Genomic DNA, 20453 nt, shown 5'->3' on the forward strand with positions numbered 1-20453 from the left:
GCGTCTTTGCTTGTGCTGATTATAGCAAGTAATAACAAAAGATAAAATAGAAAAATAGTTATATTAGTTTGTGGCTATTTTTTTTGTATCCTTAAGAAGAAAATGCTTTTTTAACCTTAATGTTCTGTAGGATATTCTTACATGAAATCTCTGCGGATGATATCCTTTCTTCTTTCTCTCATAATTCTCAATAATAGCACCAGAGATATAAATTAGTTGACCCAATTTTTCTAAAGTCAATTTTTTCTCAGAAAATACTTTTAGCGACCTCAATATCTTTAAGTGTAGAGCATTGATTTTTTCATTTGCAGTAAACTAATATAGCCTTTTTCCTACTAAACCTAGATGGGTAGTTCAAACTTTTAATTATTGAATATCAGTTGATTATGCGTTTTTGTAAACTTCATTAAAAAAACAAATCGCTTGTAAACACTAGTATTTACAAGCGATTTGTAATGTTTTGTGACCGTGGAGGGATTCTGCTTCATGTCTTATTATCAATTAGTTATTGGTTATTTGGGTAGTTTTTGGGTACTTACTCCCCCCTACCCCCTCATAATATTCTAACAAAAAGTGTATTATAAGGTTTTAAAAATGTCATAATTTTATTCAAAAATTCCGCCATTTTTAAGTGATTTTTTCAAACTTGCTGGTTGAGATAACCTTTACATTTATAAGCGAGCTTTGATGTCTTAAAAGCAAGGTATCGAAAATTTAAGTAAGCAACCGAAAGAAAACGTAAATTCTCTAAATTTTAATTTTTATTGTTATTCTTCAATATTTTGATATTGTTTTGTATTTCTGTATTTATTTAATTTAATTAATTGATAATAAGATATTTAATAGAATATAGAATTAGATACAGAAAGTACAGAAATATAAAACTAATCCCGATTTAGTTAAAATACACTTAATGATGGTAACAACTTAAATTTTAAAGACACTTATAAGTGTTAGAAGGGAATATTTGGAGATAAAACAAGGGAAAAATCGAAATAATTTCTATCAAAATATGTGGTTTTTCCGCAGATTTTTTGTTGTTGAATTTTCTATTTTAGCAAAGCATTAATTTGTACGAATACTCGTATAAAATATGTATCTACCCCTAGCATAATGTCATTTACTTTAAACAGGTTTATTTCCTTTTATTGACATCTTTTATTGGCTAACTTTGAGTAACTAATAATTAAAAGGAAAAATCATGAGAAAAGTTGTTTTTAGTTTGTTTGTGTTAGGTATGGGTATGATTAGCTTAACAAGTTGTGAAAGCTCAAATCTAACGGATGACGTTTATGAAACTACAGAAACTCAAGCAACAGGTCAGGGAGAAGTTGGAGATCCTGTCGACGATGACGACGAAGAAGGTCGTAGTTAATTTATTAAAATCATTTATTGCGATAACGGTGGTAGCCTTAGCTATCGCCTTTACTTTTTTACATGAGTATCAACCAAGCGTATCCAAGGAGTATACCGATATTAAAAAGGAATATAAAAAGATTATCAAAGAGAGAAATGCTTCCTTTGATGAAATACTGGTCGAACTAGGTGACGGTTCAATCGATGCTAAAACTTATATTTCAGAGTATAATAGTATTAAGCTTTTATCAGAATCAAGACTAGACTCATATCACACAAAAAAAGATCAAATTAAAGCTAATGATTCTGTCTTAGGTTATACTTCCTTCAAAAACTATTTGTTAGGAGTAGCATTTCCTTCTTTTGGTTTATTTACTAGCTTTATTCTATTATTCATTACTGTTAAAAATGTACAAGATCAATATAAAAGGCTTTTCTATTTATTCCTTTGCTTATGCATCATAGCAACTTGGGGCTATTGGTTCAGTTGGAGCGTTTTAAATCATACTCAAAACCCAAATAGACCAGGAGATTTCCCGAGACTTTACTATAATATTTGCCTTTACATTCTGCCTTTAGTTTCGTTTTTCCTTTTTTACCTTTTGTTTAACTTTTACAAAACAATCGAAGAAAAAGCTGCTAACATCATGCATTTGTTTTACAATGCGTTTTATAGAATCCTGCCAGAAAAGGGATTGGTTCATCCCGAAAAATCAAAAGAGTTTAGAGTTTTTAGAACACAACTTACCAAAAAAGCAGTAGAAAATGAGTAAGGATAAAGTCAAAAATAGTGTTAGAAATTCTAAATACTTCCCAAAGGAATTTCTACAGGATTTTGAAGATGATATCGATGAATTCGAAGATTTAATCTTAGAAGAAGAAAAAGAGTTATCTGATAAGTTGAGCGCAATCGTTGGGTCTGGGATGACTTTAGAAATGATAAAGAACCAAATCCTAAGTAAATATAATGGTTCGACATTAATTTCTAAATTTGGTGATTTTCCTATTTGATAAAAAACATACAACAAAGAATATAGTTACTCCTTAATATATTCATTGTTTCTTTTAAATTCTGTATTAAAAAATATACCTAATAGTTCTATCCCTATTAGTAAAATTACAGTCCATTCAAAATCAATTGCTGCCATACTGTAGGTGACAAAAAATGTAAGCAGAAGTAATCTTATAAAGTAATGAATATACTCTATGCTATTGGAATTCAATTTCAATGTTTTACGAAAAAATGAATAAATGACTTTCGTTAAGTTCAACACTATCAATGCAGAGAAACAAAAGAACAAACTGATTTCATCATAATAAGTATTAATAAATTCCTCCAAATATGGAAAAAGACTTACACCCAAAGTAATGCATACGACTATTCTAAAAAATCTTAAAACCAGCTCTTTTTTCATTTATGCTCACTCTTAAATTAGATATACAATATAATCCAGCTTATTTACTTTTTTTTAGAACCTTTTCGAATATTTCATCAATATCCATATTCAACGTTCTTGTTAATTGTAGATAATATCTACTCTTAAATTTATCGTGTTCCATTAAATTATCCCACTTATCGATTACAACCTGTGCTAATTGATCTATGTCCAAATTCGCAAGATTTAGTCCTGCTGATGTATATTTTTCTCCTACACCATCAATAAGCCACTGCTTGTTGATGTGAAATGATTTCGAAATTAATTCGATATACCCAGGTTTAACAACTCCGCCACTTCTTAAGTTTCGAACAGTAGCTTCTGTAACTTTTAAAAAGTCTCCAAACTCTTTATTTGTAAGCTTTTTATCAGAAATTATCTCATCTATTCGATCATTAATTGTAGACATATTTTATTAGTTTTTATATAGGGTACAGAATATTTATTTTCGAAATATTCGAAATTATTTCGATTTTTTCGAAATAATTTCGATATTAGCGAAAATTATCGAAAACAAATGTAATAAAAACGAAAGTAATATTACTGTTGTTTGCCTTAAATCTTATGCAAAAAAAATTGTCGGTTTAAATTAAACGATGTGTCATGATAAATGAAAATCAAAGGGTTAAGTTGAAAAAACTGTTAGGTCTTAAGTATACAAGTGAAGTGCTAAAGATCTTGGATAACAGAAAAGTAGTTAATCGAATTGGGGGAAAATACACCTCAGGAAGTGTTCGAAATGTTATGGCTGGAAAACAGCAAAACATTCAGATTGAAAATGCCATATATGATTTAGCATTTTCAAAACGGAAAGTTAACGAGGATTTAGAGGATAAAAGAAAACAACTACTTAATAATTAAGCTATGTTTAGGTATTGGAAAGAGTCAGAAGTTCTAGATTTTAGTTTTGTAACATTTCTTTTGGTTACGATTTTGATAGTTGTATTTCTCCATTTTCATAAGAAATCGTACGGTTTAAATCAATTTAACAAACCGTATTCCATACAGTTCCCTAAAGTTTATAAAAACCTACTTGTAATAACCTTAATCGCTTGGTTAATTACTGTAACATATTATATCTCGTCTTTAGAAAATCTCTATTAAAAAAACATCTATATGAAACCAAATACAATTGAAAAAAAACTGGCTTTCTACGAATCTAGATTAGAAAGATTACAGGATGTTAACACCGAAAATATTAAAAATAAAGAGATTCAGGAATATGTGTCACTTAAGAACTATTTAGAAGAAAAAATTAGTTTCTATAAAGTGCATCTAAACCATTTATATACTTCGAATTCAATCGAAATAAACGTAAACGATTATCAGATAGTTTAATGAGTGATTTCAAGTACGATAAAACCAATATTCTAGAAAAAACTAACGGAGGATTAGATGTAATCTTACGTCTTTTTCCCGAAGCTGAAAAAAATGGGAGATTCGCCCACTTTAAGATAAGGAAAGAAGATACGGCTAGTGCTATGGTGAAGCAAATGCCGGACAATATATATTATGTAACTGATTTCGGAAAAGAATTAAAAGGTAAGAATTGCTTTGACCTTGTAATGGACATCGAGGGACTATCTTTTAAAGAAGCCTGTGAATGGATTTCAACCGAATTTCAGATTGACGGTTCAACCGTTCAGTTTAATAAACCAGAAATCACTTTTAAAGCTGCTAAAAAAGGTCAAAAGGAAAGGGATCATACCTATGATTATCATGATACAATACCTGAAAGCCATTTAGAGGTTTTAGGACCTTTGGTTACTAATCGTATTTGTTATAAATATAATATCAAAAGCTGTAAATCTCTTACGAAAGTTTATAATGTAAATAATAGAATAACAGGTAAAAAAGAACTTACTCAAATTACCATAAAAAGTACCGATCGATATCCAATTTTTGTAATTGACGAAGGTTCATTTCAAAAGATTTACGAACCGTTAAATATTGATAAAAGCAGACGTTTCAGTTATGCTGGTGAAAAGCCAAAAGATTATTTATTTGGCAAGGAAAATGTTGATGTAGAATTCAAAGATTTTGTAAAATCATATGATGGAGAAGATAAGGATCCAAAGCTGCCATATGTTTTTATTGCTGGTGGAGACAGAGATTCATTAAATGTCGCTTCTTTAGGTTATCCAGTAGTTTGGCAGAACTCAGAAACGGCAATTTTGTCTTATTCTGATTATGATTATCTCCAAAAACGAGCCAATAATATAATTTACATTGGGGATATTGATGAAACTGGTGTAAAACAAACGATAAAGCTTGCACTAGAATATATCGATTTAAAAATCATATGGCTACCGGAATGGATTAAGAATCAAACTTATAGAGGTAAACCTAGAAAAGATTTCAAAGATTGGGTTGATCTCACCCATAAACAAAATAGTCCTAGAAAAATTGAATACGCTTTTAAAGGTCTAATTAATGATGCGTTACCTTCACGATTTTGGGATGAAGTAAGATCTGCTACTGGAGAATTCAAAAAATTTACATTCAATAATGAAGCTTGTTATCGGTTCTTAACATATAACGGTTTTTTTCGATTTGAAGAAGAAACTGCTAAAGAAGATTATAGTTTTATTCATGTATCTAACGGTGTGGTTAAACGGGTAAAATATCACCATTTAAATAATTTTCCAGCAAACTACATCAAGAGTAAGAAAATGCCAATACCATTGGTCAACTTCATTCATAGAAGTGCTCAGCTAAATGAAAAGTCACTTGCCAAATTACCTGAAAAGAAAATAGATTTTAAAGATTGCGGTTATGATCATCAGTTGATGCATTTTCAAAATAAGATATGGAAAGTAACCAAGGATCAGATCAAGGAATACAATTATGGGCAACTCGATTCGCATGTATGGGACGATAAGATCATAAAACACAATGTAAAAGTTCATAAAACACCTGCATTTAAAATTTTCAAGGATGAAGATGGATTATATGATATTCAAATATTAAAACACGATAATCATTTTCTAAACTACATGATTAATACCAGTCGTGTTCACTGGCGTGTTTGCGGAGATAAACCGTTTAAAGCAAGAATAAAATCTATTAAAGAAACTGATCCAGAAAGGCGAAAAACTTTAATTAGAGAGATTAGAAAGGAACAACAGCAGTATAAAGCTGATAATCGCTTTAATATAGAGGAAGAAGGTTTGTCTAAAGATCAAATCAAAGAACAAAAGGATCATTTAATCAATAAACTATTTGCATTAGGGTATCTATTGCACAAACAAAAAGTTGATGATAAAGGTTGGCTGGTTTTTGCAATGGACAATCGTATCAGTGAAATAGCAGATAGCAATGGTGGATCAGGTAAATCATTAATGTTTGAAAAAGCTATCAGAAAAGTACTCATTAACAATAAATATATTGCCGGAAGAGATAGAGAAGCTATTAAAAATCAATTCATGTATGAAGGTATTACACCGAATACGGATTATGTCCTTGTTGATGATGCTGATTCTCATTTTCCAATTACTAAATTTTTCTCTGAAGTTACTGGTGACTTTAATGTGAATGCCAAGTATAAAGGAATGTTTACCATCCCTTTTGAAGAATCTCCAAAATTTGCGATTACTTCCAATTTTGGATTATTCAAGCCAGATAGTAGTACTGAACGTAGAATTTTATATTGTGTATTCTCGGATTATTATCATTATAAGAGTGATTTAGATGTTACCGAACATAAAGTAACTGATGATATAGGCAAGCTCATGTTTTCTCAGTTCGATGAAACCGAATGGAACGATTTTTTCAATTTATGTGCTGAAGCAATTCAATTTCATTTAGGAACCAATACCCGTATTAATCCACCTTTAGGTAATGTAGAAAAACGAAATAGTTTACAAACTATGGGTGATGGTTTCAAAGAATGGGCTGATTTCTATTTCGAACATAAACTAGATCATCAATTAGTCAAAAACATTGCTCATTCTGATTTCGAAGCAAGAACAAAGTTAAAGGATTGGACTTCTCAGAGGTTTAAGAAAGCAATTAAAGAGTGGTGCAAGTTTCATGGTTATGAATTCAATCCTGATGAAGTACTAAATAGTCAGGGAATGAATAAACACAATAGAAATGGTTCATCCACTGAGTTTTTATACATAAAGTCTAGTGAAAATTTAAAAGTAGATAAAAAGAATTTTGGAGAAGAACTGGACGGTTTAACCGATGACTTAAATTTTTAGAAAATCATGAAAGGAAGAGAGCATTGTAAGTTAATTAGCCTATGCATGTCGAAGAACATTTTTATTTATCCGGTGGTTTTTGCCACCAAAAAATATAAAATAGTGATAGAACGAAATGGAATAATAACTAAAAAGGGAAATGAAATATATCCCCAATATTCCTTTATAGATAAGAAAACGAAAGAACGAATACCAAGTGTTTATGAAAAGATACACCAACTTTATGAAGAGCTAGCATTTAAAATACTTTCAAAAATTAATAATGAAAATCAGACGGTTTATGGAAATGAATAAAAAGGTGTTACCATGGTCTCCAACAAAAGCTCAAGTATATAGAATGTTCTCCAAACTGAACTCACAGACAATAAAGGAGGAAATTCATGAAGTAATGATGAAGCATAGAGAAAAAACGAAGGAGGAAATTAAAAGAAAGAAGATCCTTTTTCATCCAGAATTTCAAAAATTAATAGAACTATTTGGAATACCACAAGGTTATGAAGTACCAGAAGGATTTTTTAAAGAACCAGTGCAAAAACTGTAGTAAAAGTAATATTAGAACCGTTGTTTTAGATTCGGTTGTAACGGTAGAAATAACTCAGCTTTATTGCTGTGTTTGTGAAAAATTTTTAGATGAACCTAAAATTGAAGTTTAATGAATATAAACTATAAATTGGAAGATTTTATAACATCCTTGCGTGCGGTGACAATTCCAATGTTGTTATTAATAATGGCAATGACTATAAAGGTTACTGCCTTGTTCTATCGGGATTTTGAAATCCCAAACATTCAATTCAAACTGTTCGCTTCTGTTCTTTTAGCATTATGCGTAGCGCTGACTTTATTAACAACTAGCGTTAATTCTTACCTTCTTAAAGGGAAAAACAATTTTGGTTTCCCTGAATTATTTGCGATATCCAGCGTAATAGTAATGTTATTAGTTTTTAAAGTTTTTGAAGATGATGGAAAACATTGGTCATGGTACTTTGAGAGGATTTTCCTTTCTACATTCTTAGGTAGTATTGAATATATCTATTCCAAGTTATTTGTAAAAAAATACAATGAAAGAAGGCTAAATATTGATAACACACTAAGATTAGAAGAAGTTCAGGCAAATTATGAAAAAGTTCAAAATGAACTCCAAGAAACTAAAAAGGAACTCGATTCAGTGAAACACGAACTTTTTAAAGTACAACATGAGTTCCCTTGTCGTCATTGTGGTAAAGTTTTAAAATCAATTAGTTCAAGAAAGAAACATGAAGCAAGTTGTAAATCTAATCCTAGAAATAAATAATTGGCTATGAAATACGAAATACAAAATAGAATTTTACGCTCTTATAAGCATACTTTTGATTACAACTATTGTAAACGTAAATACCTAGAGTATTCTAAAATGAGCTTAGACTATTTCAAACAGTGCTTGAAGAATCCTTTAAAGATTGGAGAAATAGGTCATTTAAGTTGTTTCATTTTATGGGTTAAAAATAAAGAACAAGATGAATATAGGGATTGTCTTGGGGATTATGGATTAATTCATTTGCTTTTTCATTGTCTAGAAAATGAAGAAGAAATAGAAGCAATTGCAGAATATATTCACAAGCTATTTAAAGAGGATATCCAATTGGTTTAATTTATTTAAAGTAACTTAACTACACTAAACAACACTTAAATTAGGATTTCAAGTCCAAAATCATATTAATACCACCTACTCTAATCATAACTCTACCTAGACCTAAGTTGATAAAAAAGCCCATCTAATAAAGCTCTTATTTAGCACTCGTTAGTTTTAATAAAAGGGGTGATTTTTTGAGTAATACAGATTATAATATTTTATTTAGACCTTTAAAGTCCGGTAAGGATTATGATTCGTTATTGCCAAAAACGTTTTGCGAAAGTACGCGGTTAAGTTCAGGGAATACCGAGACAACCGTAAACCACATGATAGATTGGGTTCGTACCCATCAAAAACAGACGGAGAAGCTCTCCACCGTTCTTAAAGGGCGTACTTTGGCAGAAACGGTAACTTCAATTTACGATTTTCTTTACCATCATATCCAGTACAAAGCTGATGGAACCGATCAGTTGTTACGTTCTCCTGCTTGCGGTTGGTATCAAAGAAAAGAAGGGATTGACTGTAAGAGTTATTCTATTTTCGCTAGTTCTATTCTTACTAACTTAAGAATTTCACACATTATAAGACAAGTGAAACAACCTTTTCACTTTCCAGAGCAATTCACACATGTATACATAGTAGTTCCAAAGAATGGCAAAGATCTAAAAAAAGGATACTTCGTTATCGATGCCACAAAACACGAAAACACAGAAGTACAATTCACCGAAAAAAAAGATGTATTTATGTCATTACCACATTATGGATTAAATGGAGCAGCTCCATTAATCACTGACAAAACACAGGAAGGATTCGAAAATTATCTAAAACTTTTAAAAAGTGTTGGTGTTCGAATTGAAGTTATAAATAGTATCAGATCTGAAGTATACAAGTATCTAAAACAGGGGATTGATCCAGATTTTAAGATTTATAAACAAGGTGTTATTATCAATCGTAAACGTTTCTTATTTGAAACAAATAACGGTTTAAACCGTAGCGGTTCATCCTTAAGATCTGCAATTTCAGCTATTGAACAATTAAGTATGAATCCTTCTGGACTTGGAAATCCAGATCAATCCACAAACGATAATAACCAGAATAGCGATCAGGAGTTAGAGGAAGTAACACAAGTTGTTTTAAATTCTAACTGGTTTGAGGATACTTTCGGTTCCATCTTTGCCAATGGTTTTGATTTCTCATGTTGGGGATCTTCTTACAATGAATCGACTGCCAAAAAACATGTGGCAGTTGACATGCCTTTTATCGTTTCTTATAGCGGACTGGACAAACAAATTACAGCGCCTAACCTTGCAAGATTTTTGAATTTAGCCAGAGGATATCAAGCAGATGCCATTGGTGGTCAAAACCCTCGATTCGCTAAATGTACACGCAAAGGACATGCAATTAGACAACAGGCTGTTGAAGCGGTGATTGCTGAAGTAATGAATGGTATTGGACAAGGATTCACTCTTAAATCTTTCGGTAAAGTCGAAGGAAATGTAAAAATACCACAAGGATTACCAGGTTATGCTGCCGGAAGATCTTATCAATGGGGTAGAGTTCACGGAACAGAAAAGTATGAGTATACATCGTATGCACTAGAGCCTAAAACCAATACGTCCAACGGTGGAGCAATTAGCATTGGTAACGGAAACGGTAACAGTTCAACCGATTCAGGTGGTGGTAATACTCCAATAGTTACCAATCCTATCAATCCAAATCCAACCAATCCAACACTGGTAACCGGTGCAAATTCACAAGGGAATACTTCAGGTACTAGTTCTAATGCGAACATTGGAATAGCTGTAGGAGCGCTAGCGATTGGAGGATTGCTATTTAACAAACAAATAAAAAACGCATTCACTAAAAAATAAAAAGTAAGATGGGATTATTTGGTAAAGGTTGGTTTCGTAAATTATTTAGGGTTGTAGTAACGGCTGTAGCTACATCGATTAATCCGTTTTTAGGAGGATTGGTTGCTGCTGGTTTTGCTGCTTTCCCAATTGAGAAATCATTCAGCGAAAATGACAGTCCTTTTGTACAAAATGAAGTTACTAAATGGACAAATAAGTTTTTTAGTCCGTATATCTTAAAAGCAACACAAATCTTTACAAAAGATAAAACGGATGGTATTGACTTAATTACGCATAAGTTTCAGGTCGGATCTGTAAATCTATTTCTAATGGATTTAGCGATTTTAAAGGTGTATTATTCTTATAAAGCTGGAAGAACCAAAGGAGATCAACATAAAATCTATAACTATAAAAGCGAGATAGTTGACTTTTTTATTCAGGAATTTACCAAAGGTTATTTTGCTATGGTAAAACAAGGTGTAACCAACGGAAGTCTTCAAAAACCTGACCTTGTTGCTAAACCTCCTTTAGAATTAGAGAAAGTTCAAGTTACTGCTTCAGATTTTCACAAAATTGATCCTTTCTATATGGATTGGGAAGGCAATAAAGTTGTTGCTACCTATTACGCATTTAAAAGAGATCAATTAATACCCATTGAAGATAGACCTATTGATATTCCAAATGATTTTCCAATAGATGATCCAATACCAGTGGATTTACCGGATGTATTCCCAGATAATATATCAGTTTCAGATCAGAACCATGATTTGCCACCAATTTTTGTAGACGGTGATGTAATTATAACCGATAAACCAGATGGTTCTGGAGTAGTAGTAGGTGGTAGCGGTAGTAATACAACAACGGATAACGGAACGGTTGAACCGTCAAGTAAGTTTCCATGGTGGATTGTAGTTGCTGGTGGTTTGGTGTCCTACTACATCATTAAAAAACCGAATAAAAAGAAAGGATAATCGTTGCTTTCGGTGATCGTCGCAGAAGCACATTATTATATATGTTAAACTAAAAATTGAAAACAAATGCTTGACAATTTAAATCAAAAATCGGCAGCGGTTGCACTTCCCCATTTATTCGGTGGTACAGCTGGTGTTGCGGCATCGGGTGCTTTACAAGCAGTCGTACCGGAGAAAAGTAAAAAGATTGTGAATATCGCAAAGCTACTTGGATCTACAGTGGTGTTAATAGCATCGCAAGGTTCTTCAAAATCGATTAAAGCTACTTCTTTCTTTTTAGGAGGAATGGCGATTGAATCTTCGTTAGCCTTAGCAAAAGACTTACTAAAAAGTAAAATCAATACTTCAGATACAGCAACAACTGGAGATAAAGTATTGGCTGGAGCTTTAGGGCTTGGATGTCCTGGTGGATCATGTGGAAAAGGGATTAGAATGCCTTACAGAGCATTGAGAATGCCTTCTACCTCTTTTGATTCCACTTTCGAAATAGTTGGAGATAGCCCAACAATGGAGAAATCATATAGATAAGCTCCTATAAAGACTAGGTAAAAAAAACAGTTTAAATAATTCTTTTAAAAAAGTAAAAAAATGAAAAATTATAATGAAACGGAAATCGATAAGGCATATGGATTTCTTCAGTCTCAAAGCCAAGTTTTAAGTACTGGTTTAAGAACAGATATGTCAAATGGTTCGATAAGAGTATTACATCATATTGGTTATATCCGTAAGGAAATTACTGGAGGTGCTGGTACCATCCAATTGATAACTGCGAAAACAGATAAGGTAGATGGTATCTCTACTTTCAATGGTAAAAAATTAGATAGCGGTGAAGCTGTTGTTTTCAATGCTATCGCTGTAGGATTTAAACATTCTGCCAATCAAGTATCACCAGCTGCATTAAGCTACGGTTCAACCGAAGAACCAGCGATCAGAAATGCAAAGCTGATTGTTTCTCAGGGACCTAGAAAGATTGTAGAATTGCCATTATTAGATCTTATAAGAGCTGATAGAGATATGGTAAAGCCAGAAGACAGATACTACAATTTAGGAGATTGGTATGTATTAGCTGACGAACAAGCCATTGATATCGATATCAAATTCCCTGAAGATGTTTCGGTACCGGTAACAGCTAATGAACACGATTATATCGAGGTGTTATTCAAAGGATACCAGACTATCGATAACAAGTAATCGAAGTAAATAGAATTCTTTCATTAAAAGCCTTGTCTTAGGGGGCAAGGCTTTTTTAAAAACAGTATTATGGAAAACTCGATGTATACTTTCAAAACGGAAACTTTGGATATTACGCTGGCTGCTAATCAAAGTCAAAATTCTGAGAAAATCCGTATTGATGAAGCGGTAGAAGTAAGAGTCGCAGCTGTTGTTAAAGGCACAGTAGACAAGATCTTAAACTTAGGTTTTTACGAGCAAGGACAGGTTATCAATGATCCTATGGATGTTTCTTTATGGAAGCGAATAGAAATAGGACAGCATCCAATCGATGGTTTTTTCCCATTGAATAGTAAAGGAAACAAGGATATCGAAGCAAGATTAATCGCACCTGAAGTATTTAACTCAGCGATTAATGTACAACTGGTATTTGCGATCAAACAAGTTGCAAGATGTTAAAAACATTTCAGGAAGCCATATTAAATTTATTGGGATATACTACGCTAATGGTATCCGATACTTTATTGAAAACTGATAACAATTTTTCTTTGGATGGAATGATTGCTCCACGTTTTCATAATGAAGGCGATACTGATGTAATTATTCACAATATCACAGTTAGACCAGGAGAAATGTTTAACTGTTCGGCTACTATCATTCCAATGTCCGGTAGGATTCCCATTATCATAAAAGAAGGAGCAAATTCCAAACTCGTATGTATTTATAATACGATTGTCAAAAAACAATGTTAAGCATGGAACCAGCAATCAAACGCGCTTTAGAACGCTTAGAAAGAGAAAATTTAATTATCGAGGTCAAAGACCACGTAACAGGTAGTAGTATCGTTAGTAAAAACGATAAGATTACCGGTAGTAAAATGATTGAACAAAGCGGTAGCATTGAAAACTGGTTATTAGATCATGTAAAGGCAAAGGGATATGAAAAAATACAAATTCAATTATTTGCTCCTAGAGGGAATGCTGCTGTACGTGAAGGATTAGCTCTTAATATGGGATTTGGAGAAAGACCAAAACCTGAAGAAAACCGAACCGTTCAACCGTTACCAACCCAGCAAGGATTAAATGCGCCAACGGGATTAGCAATGGCGGATCACTTAGGACTTTTGGTAGATAGAAGGGAACTGGAAAGAGTACGCGAAGAATTAAAACAGGAAAAAGAAAAAGCGGATAAACTAGCTAAGGAAAAAGAACAATTAGAATCCGATAAGCGCCATTTAGAAAAAAGCAATGATAACAAAGTTTTTTGGGGTGGTTTATTAAAAGAAGCGCTACCAGCTTTAAATGGACTTGCTTCGATGGCAACGCAATCCAAAGGATTAGCAGCACCACAACAACAACCATCTTTAGACATACCACAAGGAGCTAAAGGAGAATTGATCAATGTGATTTTAAACGCTGAAGGCATATCAGATGATCAGGTGGTTTCCATCTATTATGTGCTGGAAGCATTTAGCAATAACAATCAGGCATTTGTAAATGCGCTAGAACAATTATTTACAGAACACAATATTAAAGCAAATGGGAATAGTCAAAGTAACGGGCAATAGTCCAATATCAGTCAACCAAAGAACAAAGCAATTACAGTATTTACAAGATAATTTAACGGATAACGAACTGAATAAACTACATGAGTTGTCCAAATCATCGGTTGCCAGAAATGCACTTGTGAATAAATGGCAGATGATCCAATCATTTTTAATGTAAATGAATAAGAAGAAAAAGCATAAAGGTTTAGGTAATCCGGCTGCTTTGGTAGCTGCAAATGCATTGGCTCCATCGGTTAGTAAAGCAACGGATAAGAGTATTGATTTTTTTGGTCGAAATGCAAAGCCTATTTTTTTGACAGCTGCATCTTTGGCGTTGATTTATTTTGGTCCAAAATGGTACCGTAATTGGCGTGCTAAAAAGTATGCAAATGACAATATTGGAAATCCTAATGTCACGGCTGCCGGTATTATTTACAATTCCTTTACCCGTTTTGAACCGCCAACGTACTTATCGTTGATCCTACCTACGTTCGATATTTCTACCGATGAAGATGCTTTATTCAAAATAGCATCGGATCCACGAATCAATATCAAAACCGTAGCGGAAGCGTACCGTATACTATTCCAGAGAAATCTGGCTTTTGATGTGCAAAACGGGCTGAATACTGATGAACTCAACACCTTCTATTCTATTTTACAGTCGGGTATCACTAATGATTCCGATACGCTATATCCAATAGGAACAACCTTATTTGTCGCCAAAAAAGATGGTGTTATTGTGAATAAAGCAGAACAAGACGAACACGGGAATTGGGTAGGTACCAATGAACTTTTTGCACAAGCAGAATTCAATGAAGAATTAGGAGAAGTTATCGCCAATGGAAACTTTGAAGGAGAAAACTATTACATCGTAAAGGACTGTAATTTTTTAGGACTGGGATGTGATCAAGGTGTGGTATTACAAAATCAAATTAGAAACGAAAAACTCTAGAAAATGACAAAACTAAAACAACACGGATGCAATGGTCAAAAGATCATACCAATTTCTTTGCCACCAGTATTTGATTTACCGCCTGCACCATTATCAGGTCAGGTTCGTGTAATTAATGGTTTTGGAGATCCTTTGGAAGGTGTACACGTGCAAAAAACAAGTGGAGGATTCGCAACCATTACCAATCAAAATGGTGTTGCGCAATTAGAAGCAATGGGAAATGAAAGTTTTATGTTTTCTCATATCGGAAAAGAAACGCGAACACTCGCTTTTAACGATATCTCAGGAGGTGAAGTGGTATTAGAGGATGAATTAAATATGCTTGATGAAGTGGTTATAACTGCAAAAAAACCAAAGTATCAAAAGGTATGGTTAGCAGCTGGAGCAGTAGCTTTAGGACTATTGCTATTCAGAAAGAAGAAAGAACCTAAAAAGGTAAACCTATAATGAATAAAAAAACACGTAATAGGTTATTGATTGGTGTTGCCATTGTTGGGCTGGTATGGGCTTTATATCAGCCTATACAAAAGGCGGTATGGGATCTTGTTTCAGAAATGCGCATTCAGGAGCTTCACCCACGTATCCGAAATGATGTCCGTAAGTTCCTGAACGAAGCTGAGAAAAAAGGGATTTTTCTACGGGTTACTGATGGCGTAAGAACTTTTACAGAGCAAGATGAATTATACGCACAAGGAAGAACAGCTCCAGGAGATATCGTTACCAATGCCAGAGGAGGAGAATCGTATCATAATTATGGATTGGCGGTTGATGTAGTTCCAATGGTCAATGGTTTTCCAGACTATAATACCGATTGGACACCGATTGCTGAAATAGGAAAGCGTCTTGGTTTTTTTTGGGGAGGAGATTTTACATCCATCGATGATAAACCGCATTTTCAAAAATCCTTTGGTTTTAGTACCAGTCAATTATTAGCAATGGTCAATAATGATCAATTGAAAAACGGTTTTGTAATTGTATAACAAAAAAGTATGCTTGAATTAGGGAAACATTATTATCGTACGGTTATCATTCAGGGAGATGGAGACGGAACCGGAAATGCTATTAAAAAGAAGCCAAAAGAGATCATTTTGGCAGATATCCAAACAGATAATGACGAGCCAACAATGGCAGAATTAGCAGCTGCTATTAATGCATCTCCACGTTTTACAGTTGCTGAAGATGAGTTTCCTGTATTTACCATTAGTTCCACTAAAAGACCTCCAGTATAATGACAACAAAATTTTTGATACATATTCCTGATGGAGATTTCGGTATCGGTGGTCAACAGTTAACCGTTGATGATATCATCGTTATCGAGAAGTTCACACCAGTTCCAAATTTTGATATCAGTACCGAATTACTAAACACGAATACAAAGTATTTAGGAAAGGAAGTATTATCCATAACTATCGAGGTACAAGGAGCTGTATTATTAGCGGTGGCAAATCCACCAGCGAATTACAACAGTGGTTTTGTACATAACCTCAATATAGAAGATTATACGCTTACGGAATTCCGTAAAAAGAATCCACAAGATGGAGATCCCTTTGGTGGTGGATGGCATTCTATAGAAAGTGTCTTCGGAACCGATAACATATCCTTTCAAAGCGATGCCATTTACTTTGGAATTTCAAATGACTTTCAAATCATAGACCCAGCTACTATTTATCAATTTCACTTACGATTTACTATTAACGATGCTGGCGGTGGCGCTGAATTTTAAAATACAACAATGAAACATCTATTTTACATACTATTTGTTCTTTTTACAGGAATCCTTCATGGTCAAAGAACCATTGGGAAAAATACGCGATTTGTCGGATTAGACACCATTCCTTCTACTACTGCATTAACCCTTGATTCGGAAGGAAAACCTTCACTTGTGGATTTACCAACAGGTGGTGGTGGATCCGGTTTTGATAACTTTGTGCAAGTTTCACAGTTCAATCAATTACCAGCGGTAGGAGATGAAAAAGTCATCTATTACATCCAGCTCACCAACAACTTTTTTGTATGGCGAAATACCGCATATAGAGAAGTCCCAAATATTGATATTACGAATGTTTTAAAAACAAGTGGAGATAACGATGAATTGATCGCAAATCATATTGTAGGCAAACGATTTGTGATTACACAAAATGGTTTTTTAAGTGTCTCCAATTTAGCAATACGCGGTTATGGTTTGATTGATTTGACAACCACAGATTATAGTGCTTATGATATTGTTACTACAGAAATACAACAGGGTGTTACAGATCAAAACTATGTGCTGTTAAAAAAGAGTTCTTTTGAATATTTGGATCAAGCTGGAAAACGAATTCATTTATCTATTTTTCAGCCAGATGCTGCTCCACAATTATCAACAACCGCAAGGGGATTATTAAGATTTACAACGGATCAACAGAATCTTACTGGTTTATCAGATGATTACTATTGCTTTATCAATGATGGTTCTACTTTTTTGGGTGAATTCTTAGGGTTATCCAGTGCATTTCAAAATTTAGTGGATGTAAATGTAGCAGCTGCCGGAGGAAATACCGATAATCAAACCTTATCGGTAAGTGGTGATCAATTAAGTATTAGTGGTGGAAATTCTGTAACACTACCAAGCACTGGAGGCGGAAGTAGCAATGGAAATATTATTGTTGCGAATTCTCTTGCGGACATTCAAAATGCACCGCCAAATGCTTTTATTGATATTCAATCTGATTTTTCGCTTGTAGCCGATTATGTAGCTGTTGCCAATCAAACATGGTCATTTTCTACAGGAAGCATTGATAAAAATGGTTTTAGGCTAACCGGTACCAATACCAAGCCAATTTTTAATGGTGAATTAGCCGGTATTATAGGCGAAGGAACGATCGACGGTAGTTGGGATGCACCACCAGTAATTTATGCCACTAATTTTGGATTAAAGGGAGATGGAGAAGAGTTTGAAACGGGGTCTATCACTTCAGGAAGTAATATCCTTACCGTTACTGGAGCTAATTTTACAACTGATGATATTGGTCATTTTATAGCGGTTAAGGGAGCGGTTACTGGTTTTATTGATTCCTCTATAGGTCAAAAGTCATTACAAACTACAATCGTTGCTGTTAATAGTCCTACCGAAGTAGTAGTTGCTGATAATGCAACCAGAACTACTACGGATGCAATGGTGTGGACAGGATATGACAATTTCCAAAATGGAAAAAATGCTATCCATGTACGAAATCAAAAATCGGGCAAGTTTGTCTTTACTGCTGGATTATATTTTAAATCAGAATATACATTTAATGGCGCTTTAGGAATTGATGATCCTGTAGTAGGATGGTATTTTGGTGACGGAACGGATGATATTGTTGTAGAAGCCTATGGTGCTATCATCGCATCTATACCGCACAATTTAAGACGTACCCGAATGATCACCTATGGAAATACACACCGTTTTCGTTGGAATGGTGGTATTTTACGTCAGGATCGTTTGATGCATAATTACACAGGGGAACCCTTAGCTGATAGTGGTGATGATTTTAATATCTGTATGTATGGTCGTACCGCTGCTTATCACACCCATATTAAGGATGTGGTGATGATGCAAACAGAAGGTACTCTGTTTAGTACAGCTGGAGACTTACAATTTACCAATTACATCAAAGGAGATAATGTTACCAATGTACAACAGCGTGTAACACAAATGGTATATGGTGATGTGGATGATGTAACTGGAGTGGTTACTCCCGATGCAAATTCAGAATTCGCTTATACTGAATTGTATCTCGATGTTACTACACAACAATTTGAGAATACAAGAATTAGCAAGCCAGATCGTAAAGGATTAAGAAACTATCAATTTGCAGGACAAGCTTCTACAGGCTGGTCAGGACTTACTGACAAATGGTTTAGAGCGTATTACTATGATATTGATGGAAATTTCTTATATGCTTCTGGAGAACAACGTTTTTATCAGACATATGAATACAATGACGAAGTTACTTTTGTTCGGATCAAGGTAAATCGTCCGGAGGATCTTTCCTTAATTGATGTACAGGTAAGAGCGCCTATGAATGGACATCATTTGATTTTAACCAACGTTCATTTACGTGAAGCAGCTGCGCATGCCCTGAGTAATATGCCGTCACATTTTATGATGATTGGTGGCTCCATGAAAAAAATTGGATTGGTGTTGCCGGCTTTTGCTTCAAATACAGAAGATCAGCATTCTACAACGCAAGATCAACAATTTATTGGAGTCATCACTGAAAACACTTTTACGGGTGATTTGAACTGGATCAATACGGTAGGCGTTAAAGTAATCAATTGTACTTTTTATGGTACCAGTGATCCTAACTATTTACGTACTAATTATACCAGAGCGCTATCGATGGATGATTCTAGAGATGCGATGGCACACGGAAACCATATTTTTAATGGATCCATTCAGGTAGATAGGAATGCGCAGTTTTATGATAATACGGTGATCAACGGAGAAATACAGATTCGCGCTAATGGAGCCGATGTATATGACAATGAATTTCATAATGTAGTAGTTGCCAATTTGGATGCGCCTATAGCAGATAGAGCCTTATCTTATTTTAAAGATAATCGTATGACCCATGATCGTCCGTGGGCATCCTATCTCTTTACAGATACCAATATGAATGTTGGTTATGAGGATATCAATATCATACTAAATGATAAAACAAGGCTTTCCAACACTTTTGAGCAAGACACACCATATGAACGAATCGTGTTAGGTCAAGACGGAGTATCCAGAATGTGGAATGCAGCTCCTACACCTGCCAAAGATTACGGAGGATATTTAAAAAACTTTAGTATTCGAGGAGCAAGACAACCAAGAGCTTCGCGCGACTTTGCATCGACCAGTGTTTACTGGCCAATCACTAATTACGACAATGTATATAGTGAAGCATCGATCAACTTAAAATATGGTTTGCCAAAAGATAGAACCTTTAATGATTTAAAAATTGATGGGTGGCTTAGAATCGATGCAGACCAATTTGGAGATGTATTGACAGCGGATGCACCAACACTTACATTTAATCGGTTAGACGTTACCATTCCTGAAGGAGAATTTGACTGGACAAATACCGGAGCTGCTATTTTAAGAGTGAATGATAAGAACCTAAATTTAGTTTTTAATAACTCGGTATTTGACTTACAAGTTGCATCCAATGAAGTAGGAACTTACAAAAAAGCGTTCCGATTTGAGCAATTAGGAACGTCTCTTTTTAATGAAACAACCTTTAAAAGTGCATCCCCTAAAACCATAGATTTTAACGATGCAGCTTTTGCCGGTGTTGGAGCGATTACTTTTCAAAATTGTACATGTGAAAACTTTACCTTCATTGGTAGAGC

25 protein-coding genes are annotated in these 20453 nt (G+C 34.0%); 24 read left to right on the plus strand and 1 reads right to left on the minus strand.

Annotation, left to right across the window (positions count from 1 at the left end; genetic code table 11):
• Positions 1-1201: 1201 nt before the first annotated feature.
• Genes GBO31_RS13040 through GBO31_RS13050 form a run of 3 tightly spaced genes read left to right on the plus strand, consistent with a single transcriptional unit; the run spans position 1202 to position 2367 of the window.
• Positions 1202-1375 carry a hypothetical protein gene (locus GBO31_RS13040; protein WP_219008796.1) on the plus strand — a complete coding sequence of 58 codons (174 nt, stop codon included), beginning with the start codon at positions 1202-1204 and terminating at the stop codon, positions 1373-1375.
• Positions 1350-2129 (plus strand): hypothetical protein, encoded by a 780-nt coding sequence (locus GBO31_RS13045; protein ID WP_219008797.1) that lies wholly within the window; start codon positions 1350-1352, stop codon positions 2127-2129. Before GBO31_RS13040 ends, GBO31_RS13045 begins: the two co-directional genes overlap by 26 nt.
• On the plus strand, positions 2122-2367 hold the full coding sequence (locus GBO31_RS13050) for a hypothetical protein (RefSeq protein WP_219008798.1): 246 nt from the start codon (positions 2122-2124) through the stop codon (positions 2365-2367). Before GBO31_RS13045 ends, GBO31_RS13050 begins: the two co-directional genes overlap by 8 nt.
• Before the next feature lie 444 nt (positions 2368-2811).
• Here GBO31_RS13050 and GBO31_RS13055 read toward each other — a convergent pair whose 3' ends face one another.
• Complete coding sequence (locus tag GBO31_RS13055) at positions 2812-3201, minus strand: hypothetical protein (protein ID WP_219008821.1); 390 nt, start codon at positions 3199-3201, stop codon at positions 2812-2814.
• A 221-nt stretch (positions 3202-3422) separates the two neighbouring features.
• Between GBO31_RS13055 and GBO31_RS13060 the strand changes: the two genes are divergently transcribed.
• From GBO31_RS13060 to GBO31_RS13160, 21 genes are all read left to right on the plus strand, one after another.
• A complete protein-coding gene (locus GBO31_RS13060) occupies positions 3423-3653 on the plus strand; it encodes a hypothetical protein (protein WP_219008799.1) in 231 nt (76 codons plus the stop codon).
• Between the two features lie 255 nt (positions 3654-3908).
• Positions 3909-4130 carry a hypothetical protein gene (locus GBO31_RS13065; RefSeq protein ID WP_219008800.1) on the plus strand — a complete coding sequence of 74 codons (222 nt, stop codon included), beginning with the start codon at positions 3909-3911 and terminating at the stop codon, positions 4128-4130.
• Positions 4130-6997, plus strand: a complete 2868-nt coding sequence (locus GBO31_RS13070; protein WP_219008801.1) for a primase-helicase family protein — start codon at positions 4130-4132, stop codon at positions 6995-6997. The genes GBO31_RS13065 and GBO31_RS13070 overlap by 1 nt, the downstream gene beginning before the upstream one ends.
• A 45-nt stretch (positions 6998-7042) precedes the next feature.
• A complete protein-coding gene (locus tag GBO31_RS13075; protein WP_219008802.1) occupies positions 7043-7291 on the plus strand; it encodes a hypothetical protein in 249 nt (82 codons plus the stop codon).
• Positions 7278-7538, plus strand: a complete 261-nt coding sequence (locus tag GBO31_RS13080) for a hypothetical protein (protein WP_219008803.1) — start codon at positions 7278-7280, stop codon at positions 7536-7538. Before GBO31_RS13075 ends, GBO31_RS13080 begins: the two co-directional genes overlap by 14 nt.
• Before the next feature lie 111 nt (positions 7539-7649).
• Complete coding sequence (locus GBO31_RS13085; RefSeq protein WP_219008804.1) at positions 7650-8288, plus strand: hypothetical protein; 639 nt, start codon at positions 7650-7652, stop codon at positions 8286-8288.
• 6 nt (positions 8289-8294) lie between these two features.
• Entirely contained in the window at positions 8295-8624 is a 330-nt protein-coding gene (locus GBO31_RS13090; protein WP_219008805.1) for a hypothetical protein, read from the plus strand.
• A gap of 176 nt (positions 8625-8800) precedes the next feature.
• On the plus strand, positions 8801-10477 hold the full coding sequence (locus GBO31_RS13095; RefSeq protein WP_219008806.1) for a hypothetical protein: 1677 nt from the start codon (positions 8801-8803) through the stop codon (positions 10475-10477).
• 8 nt (positions 10478-10485) lie between these two features.
• Positions 10486-11427, plus strand: a complete 942-nt coding sequence (locus tag GBO31_RS13100; RefSeq protein WP_219008807.1) for a hypothetical protein — start codon at positions 10486-10488, stop codon at positions 11425-11427.
• Between the two features lie 66 nt (positions 11428-11493).
• A complete protein-coding gene (locus GBO31_RS13105) occupies positions 11494-11955 on the plus strand; it encodes a hypothetical protein (protein WP_219008808.1) in 462 nt (153 codons plus the stop codon).
• 60 nt (positions 11956-12015) lie between these two features.
• On the plus strand, positions 12016-12618 hold the full coding sequence (locus GBO31_RS13110) for a hypothetical protein (RefSeq protein WP_219008809.1): 603 nt from the start codon (positions 12016-12018) through the stop codon (positions 12616-12618).
• Between the two features lie 69 nt (positions 12619-12687).
• A complete protein-coding gene (locus tag GBO31_RS13115) occupies positions 12688-13056 on the plus strand; it encodes a hypothetical protein (RefSeq protein ID WP_219008810.1) in 369 nt (122 codons plus the stop codon).
• Positions 13050-13349 (plus strand): hypothetical protein, encoded by a 300-nt coding sequence (locus GBO31_RS13120; RefSeq protein WP_219008811.1) that lies wholly within the window; start codon positions 13050-13052, stop codon positions 13347-13349. Before GBO31_RS13115 ends, GBO31_RS13120 begins: the two co-directional genes overlap by 7 nt.
• A 2-nt stretch (positions 13350-13351) precedes the next feature.
• Positions 13352-14164 (plus strand): hypothetical protein, encoded by an 813-nt coding sequence (locus GBO31_RS13125; RefSeq protein ID WP_219008812.1) that lies wholly within the window; start codon positions 13352-13354, stop codon positions 14162-14164.
• Positions 14136-14321, plus strand: coding sequence for a hypothetical protein (locus tag GBO31_RS13130; RefSeq protein ID WP_219008813.1), 186 nt, complete (start codon positions 14136-14138; stop codon positions 14319-14321). The genes GBO31_RS13125 and GBO31_RS13130 overlap by 29 nt, the downstream gene beginning before the upstream one ends.
• On the plus strand, positions 14322-15095 hold the full coding sequence (locus tag GBO31_RS13135) for a hypothetical protein (protein WP_219008814.1): 774 nt from the start codon (positions 14322-14324) through the stop codon (positions 15093-15095).
• 3 nt (positions 15096-15098) lie between these two features.
• A complete protein-coding gene (locus tag GBO31_RS13140) occupies positions 15099-15542 on the plus strand; it encodes a carboxypeptidase-like regulatory domain-containing protein (protein ID WP_219008815.1) in 444 nt (147 codons plus the stop codon).
• Positions 15542-16075, plus strand: a complete 534-nt coding sequence (locus tag GBO31_RS13145; protein WP_219008816.1) for a M15 family metallopeptidase — start codon at positions 15542-15544, stop codon at positions 16073-16075. The genes GBO31_RS13140 and GBO31_RS13145 overlap by 1 nt, the downstream gene beginning before the upstream one ends.
• Before the next feature lie 9 nt (positions 16076-16084).
• The gene (locus tag GBO31_RS13150; RefSeq protein ID WP_219008817.1) at positions 16085-16324 is read left to right on the plus strand and encodes a hypothetical protein; all 240 of its coding nucleotides are present in this window, start codon (positions 16085-16087) and stop codon (positions 16322-16324) included.
• Positions 16324-16818, plus strand: coding sequence for a hypothetical protein (locus tag GBO31_RS13155; RefSeq protein WP_219008818.1), 495 nt, complete (start codon positions 16324-16326; stop codon positions 16816-16818). The genes GBO31_RS13150 and GBO31_RS13155 overlap by 1 nt, the downstream gene beginning before the upstream one ends.
• 9 nt (positions 16819-16827) lie before the next feature.
• The coding region (locus tag GBO31_RS13160) for a hypothetical protein (protein WP_219008819.1) at positions 16828-20453 on the plus strand (3626 nt) is incomplete at its 3' end.

The sequence above is a fragment of the Aquimarina litoralis genome (assembly GCF_019295435.1).
GTDB lineage: Bacteria > Bacteroidota > Bacteroidia > Flavobacteriales > Flavobacteriaceae > Aquimarina > Aquimarina litoralis_A.

Bases quoted from the DNA above. Each gene is read 5' to 3' on its own strand.
- GBO31_RS13135 (WP_219008814.1), top strand. From the start codon at position 14,322: ATGAATAAGAAGAAAAAGCATAAAGGTTTAGGTAATCCGGCTGCTTTG.
- GBO31_RS13080 (WP_219008803.1), top strand. From the start codon at position 7,278: ATGGAAATGAATAAAAAGGTGTTACCATGGTCTCCAACAAAAGCTCAA.
- GBO31_RS13120 (WP_219008811.1), top strand. From the start codon at position 13,050: ATGTTAAAAACATTTCAGGAAGCCATATTAAATTTATTGGGATATACT.
- GBO31_RS13150 (WP_219008817.1), top strand. From the start codon at position 16,085: ATGCTTGAATTAGGGAAACATTATTATCGTACGGTTATCATTCAGGGA.
- GBO31_RS13085 (WP_219008804.1), top strand. From the start codon at position 7,650: ATGAATATAAACTATAAATTGGAAGATTTTATAACATCCTTGCGTGCG.
- GBO31_RS13070 (WP_219008801.1), top strand. From the start codon at position 4,130: ATGAGTGATTTCAAGTACGATAAAACCAATATTCTAGAAAAAACTAAC.
- GBO31_RS13040 (WP_219008796.1), top strand. From the start codon at position 1,202: ATGAGAAAAGTTGTTTTTAGTTTGTTTGTGTTAGGTATGGGTATGATT.
- GBO31_RS13075 (WP_219008802.1), top strand. From the start codon at position 7,043: ATGTCGAAGAACATTTTTATTTATCCGGTGGTTTTTGCCACCAAAAAA.
- GBO31_RS13100 (WP_219008807.1), top strand. From the start codon at position 10,486: ATGGGATTATTTGGTAAAGGTTGGTTTCGTAAATTATTTAGGGTTGTA.
- GBO31_RS13115 (WP_219008810.1), top strand. From the start codon at position 12,688: ATGGAAAACTCGATGTATACTTTCAAAACGGAAACTTTGGATATTACG.
- GBO31_RS13145 (WP_219008816.1), top strand. From the start codon at position 15,542: ATGAATAAAAAAACACGTAATAGGTTATTGATTGGTGTTGCCATTGTT.
- GBO31_RS13050 (WP_219008798.1), top strand. From the start codon at position 2,122: ATGAGTAAGGATAAAGTCAAAAATAGTGTTAGAAATTCTAAATACTTC.
- GBO31_RS13110 (WP_219008809.1), top strand. From the start codon at position 12,016: ATGAAAAATTATAATGAAACGGAAATCGATAAGGCATATGGATTTCTT.
- GBO31_RS13155 (WP_219008818.1), top strand. From the start codon at position 16,324: ATGACAACAAAATTTTTGATACATATTCCTGATGGAGATTTCGGTATC.
- GBO31_RS13105 (WP_219008808.1), top strand. From the start codon at position 11,494: ATGCTTGACAATTTAAATCAAAAATCGGCAGCGGTTGCACTTCCCCAT.
- GBO31_RS13125 (WP_219008812.1), top strand. From the start codon at position 13,352: ATGGAACCAGCAATCAAACGCGCTTTAGAACGCTTAGAAAGAGAAAAT.
- GBO31_RS13090 (WP_219008805.1), top strand. From the start codon at position 8,295: ATGAAATACGAAATACAAAATAGAATTTTACGCTCTTATAAGCATACT.
- GBO31_RS13140 (WP_219008815.1), top strand. From the start codon at position 15,099: ATGACAAAACTAAAACAACACGGATGCAATGGTCAAAAGATCATACCA.
- GBO31_RS13045 (WP_219008797.1), top strand. From the start codon at position 1,350: ATGACGACGAAGAAGGTCGTAGTTAATTTATTAAAATCATTTATTGCG.
- GBO31_RS13065 (WP_219008800.1), top strand. From the start codon at position 3,909: ATGAAACCAAATACAATTGAAAAAAAACTGGCTTTCTACGAATCTAGA.
- GBO31_RS13055 (WP_219008821.1), bottom strand. From the start codon at position 3,201: ATGTCTACAATTAATGATCGAATAGATGAGATAATTTCTGATAAAAAG.
- GBO31_RS13130 (WP_219008813.1), top strand. From the start codon at position 14,136: ATGGGAATAGTCAAAGTAACGGGCAATAGTCCAATATCAGTCAACCAA.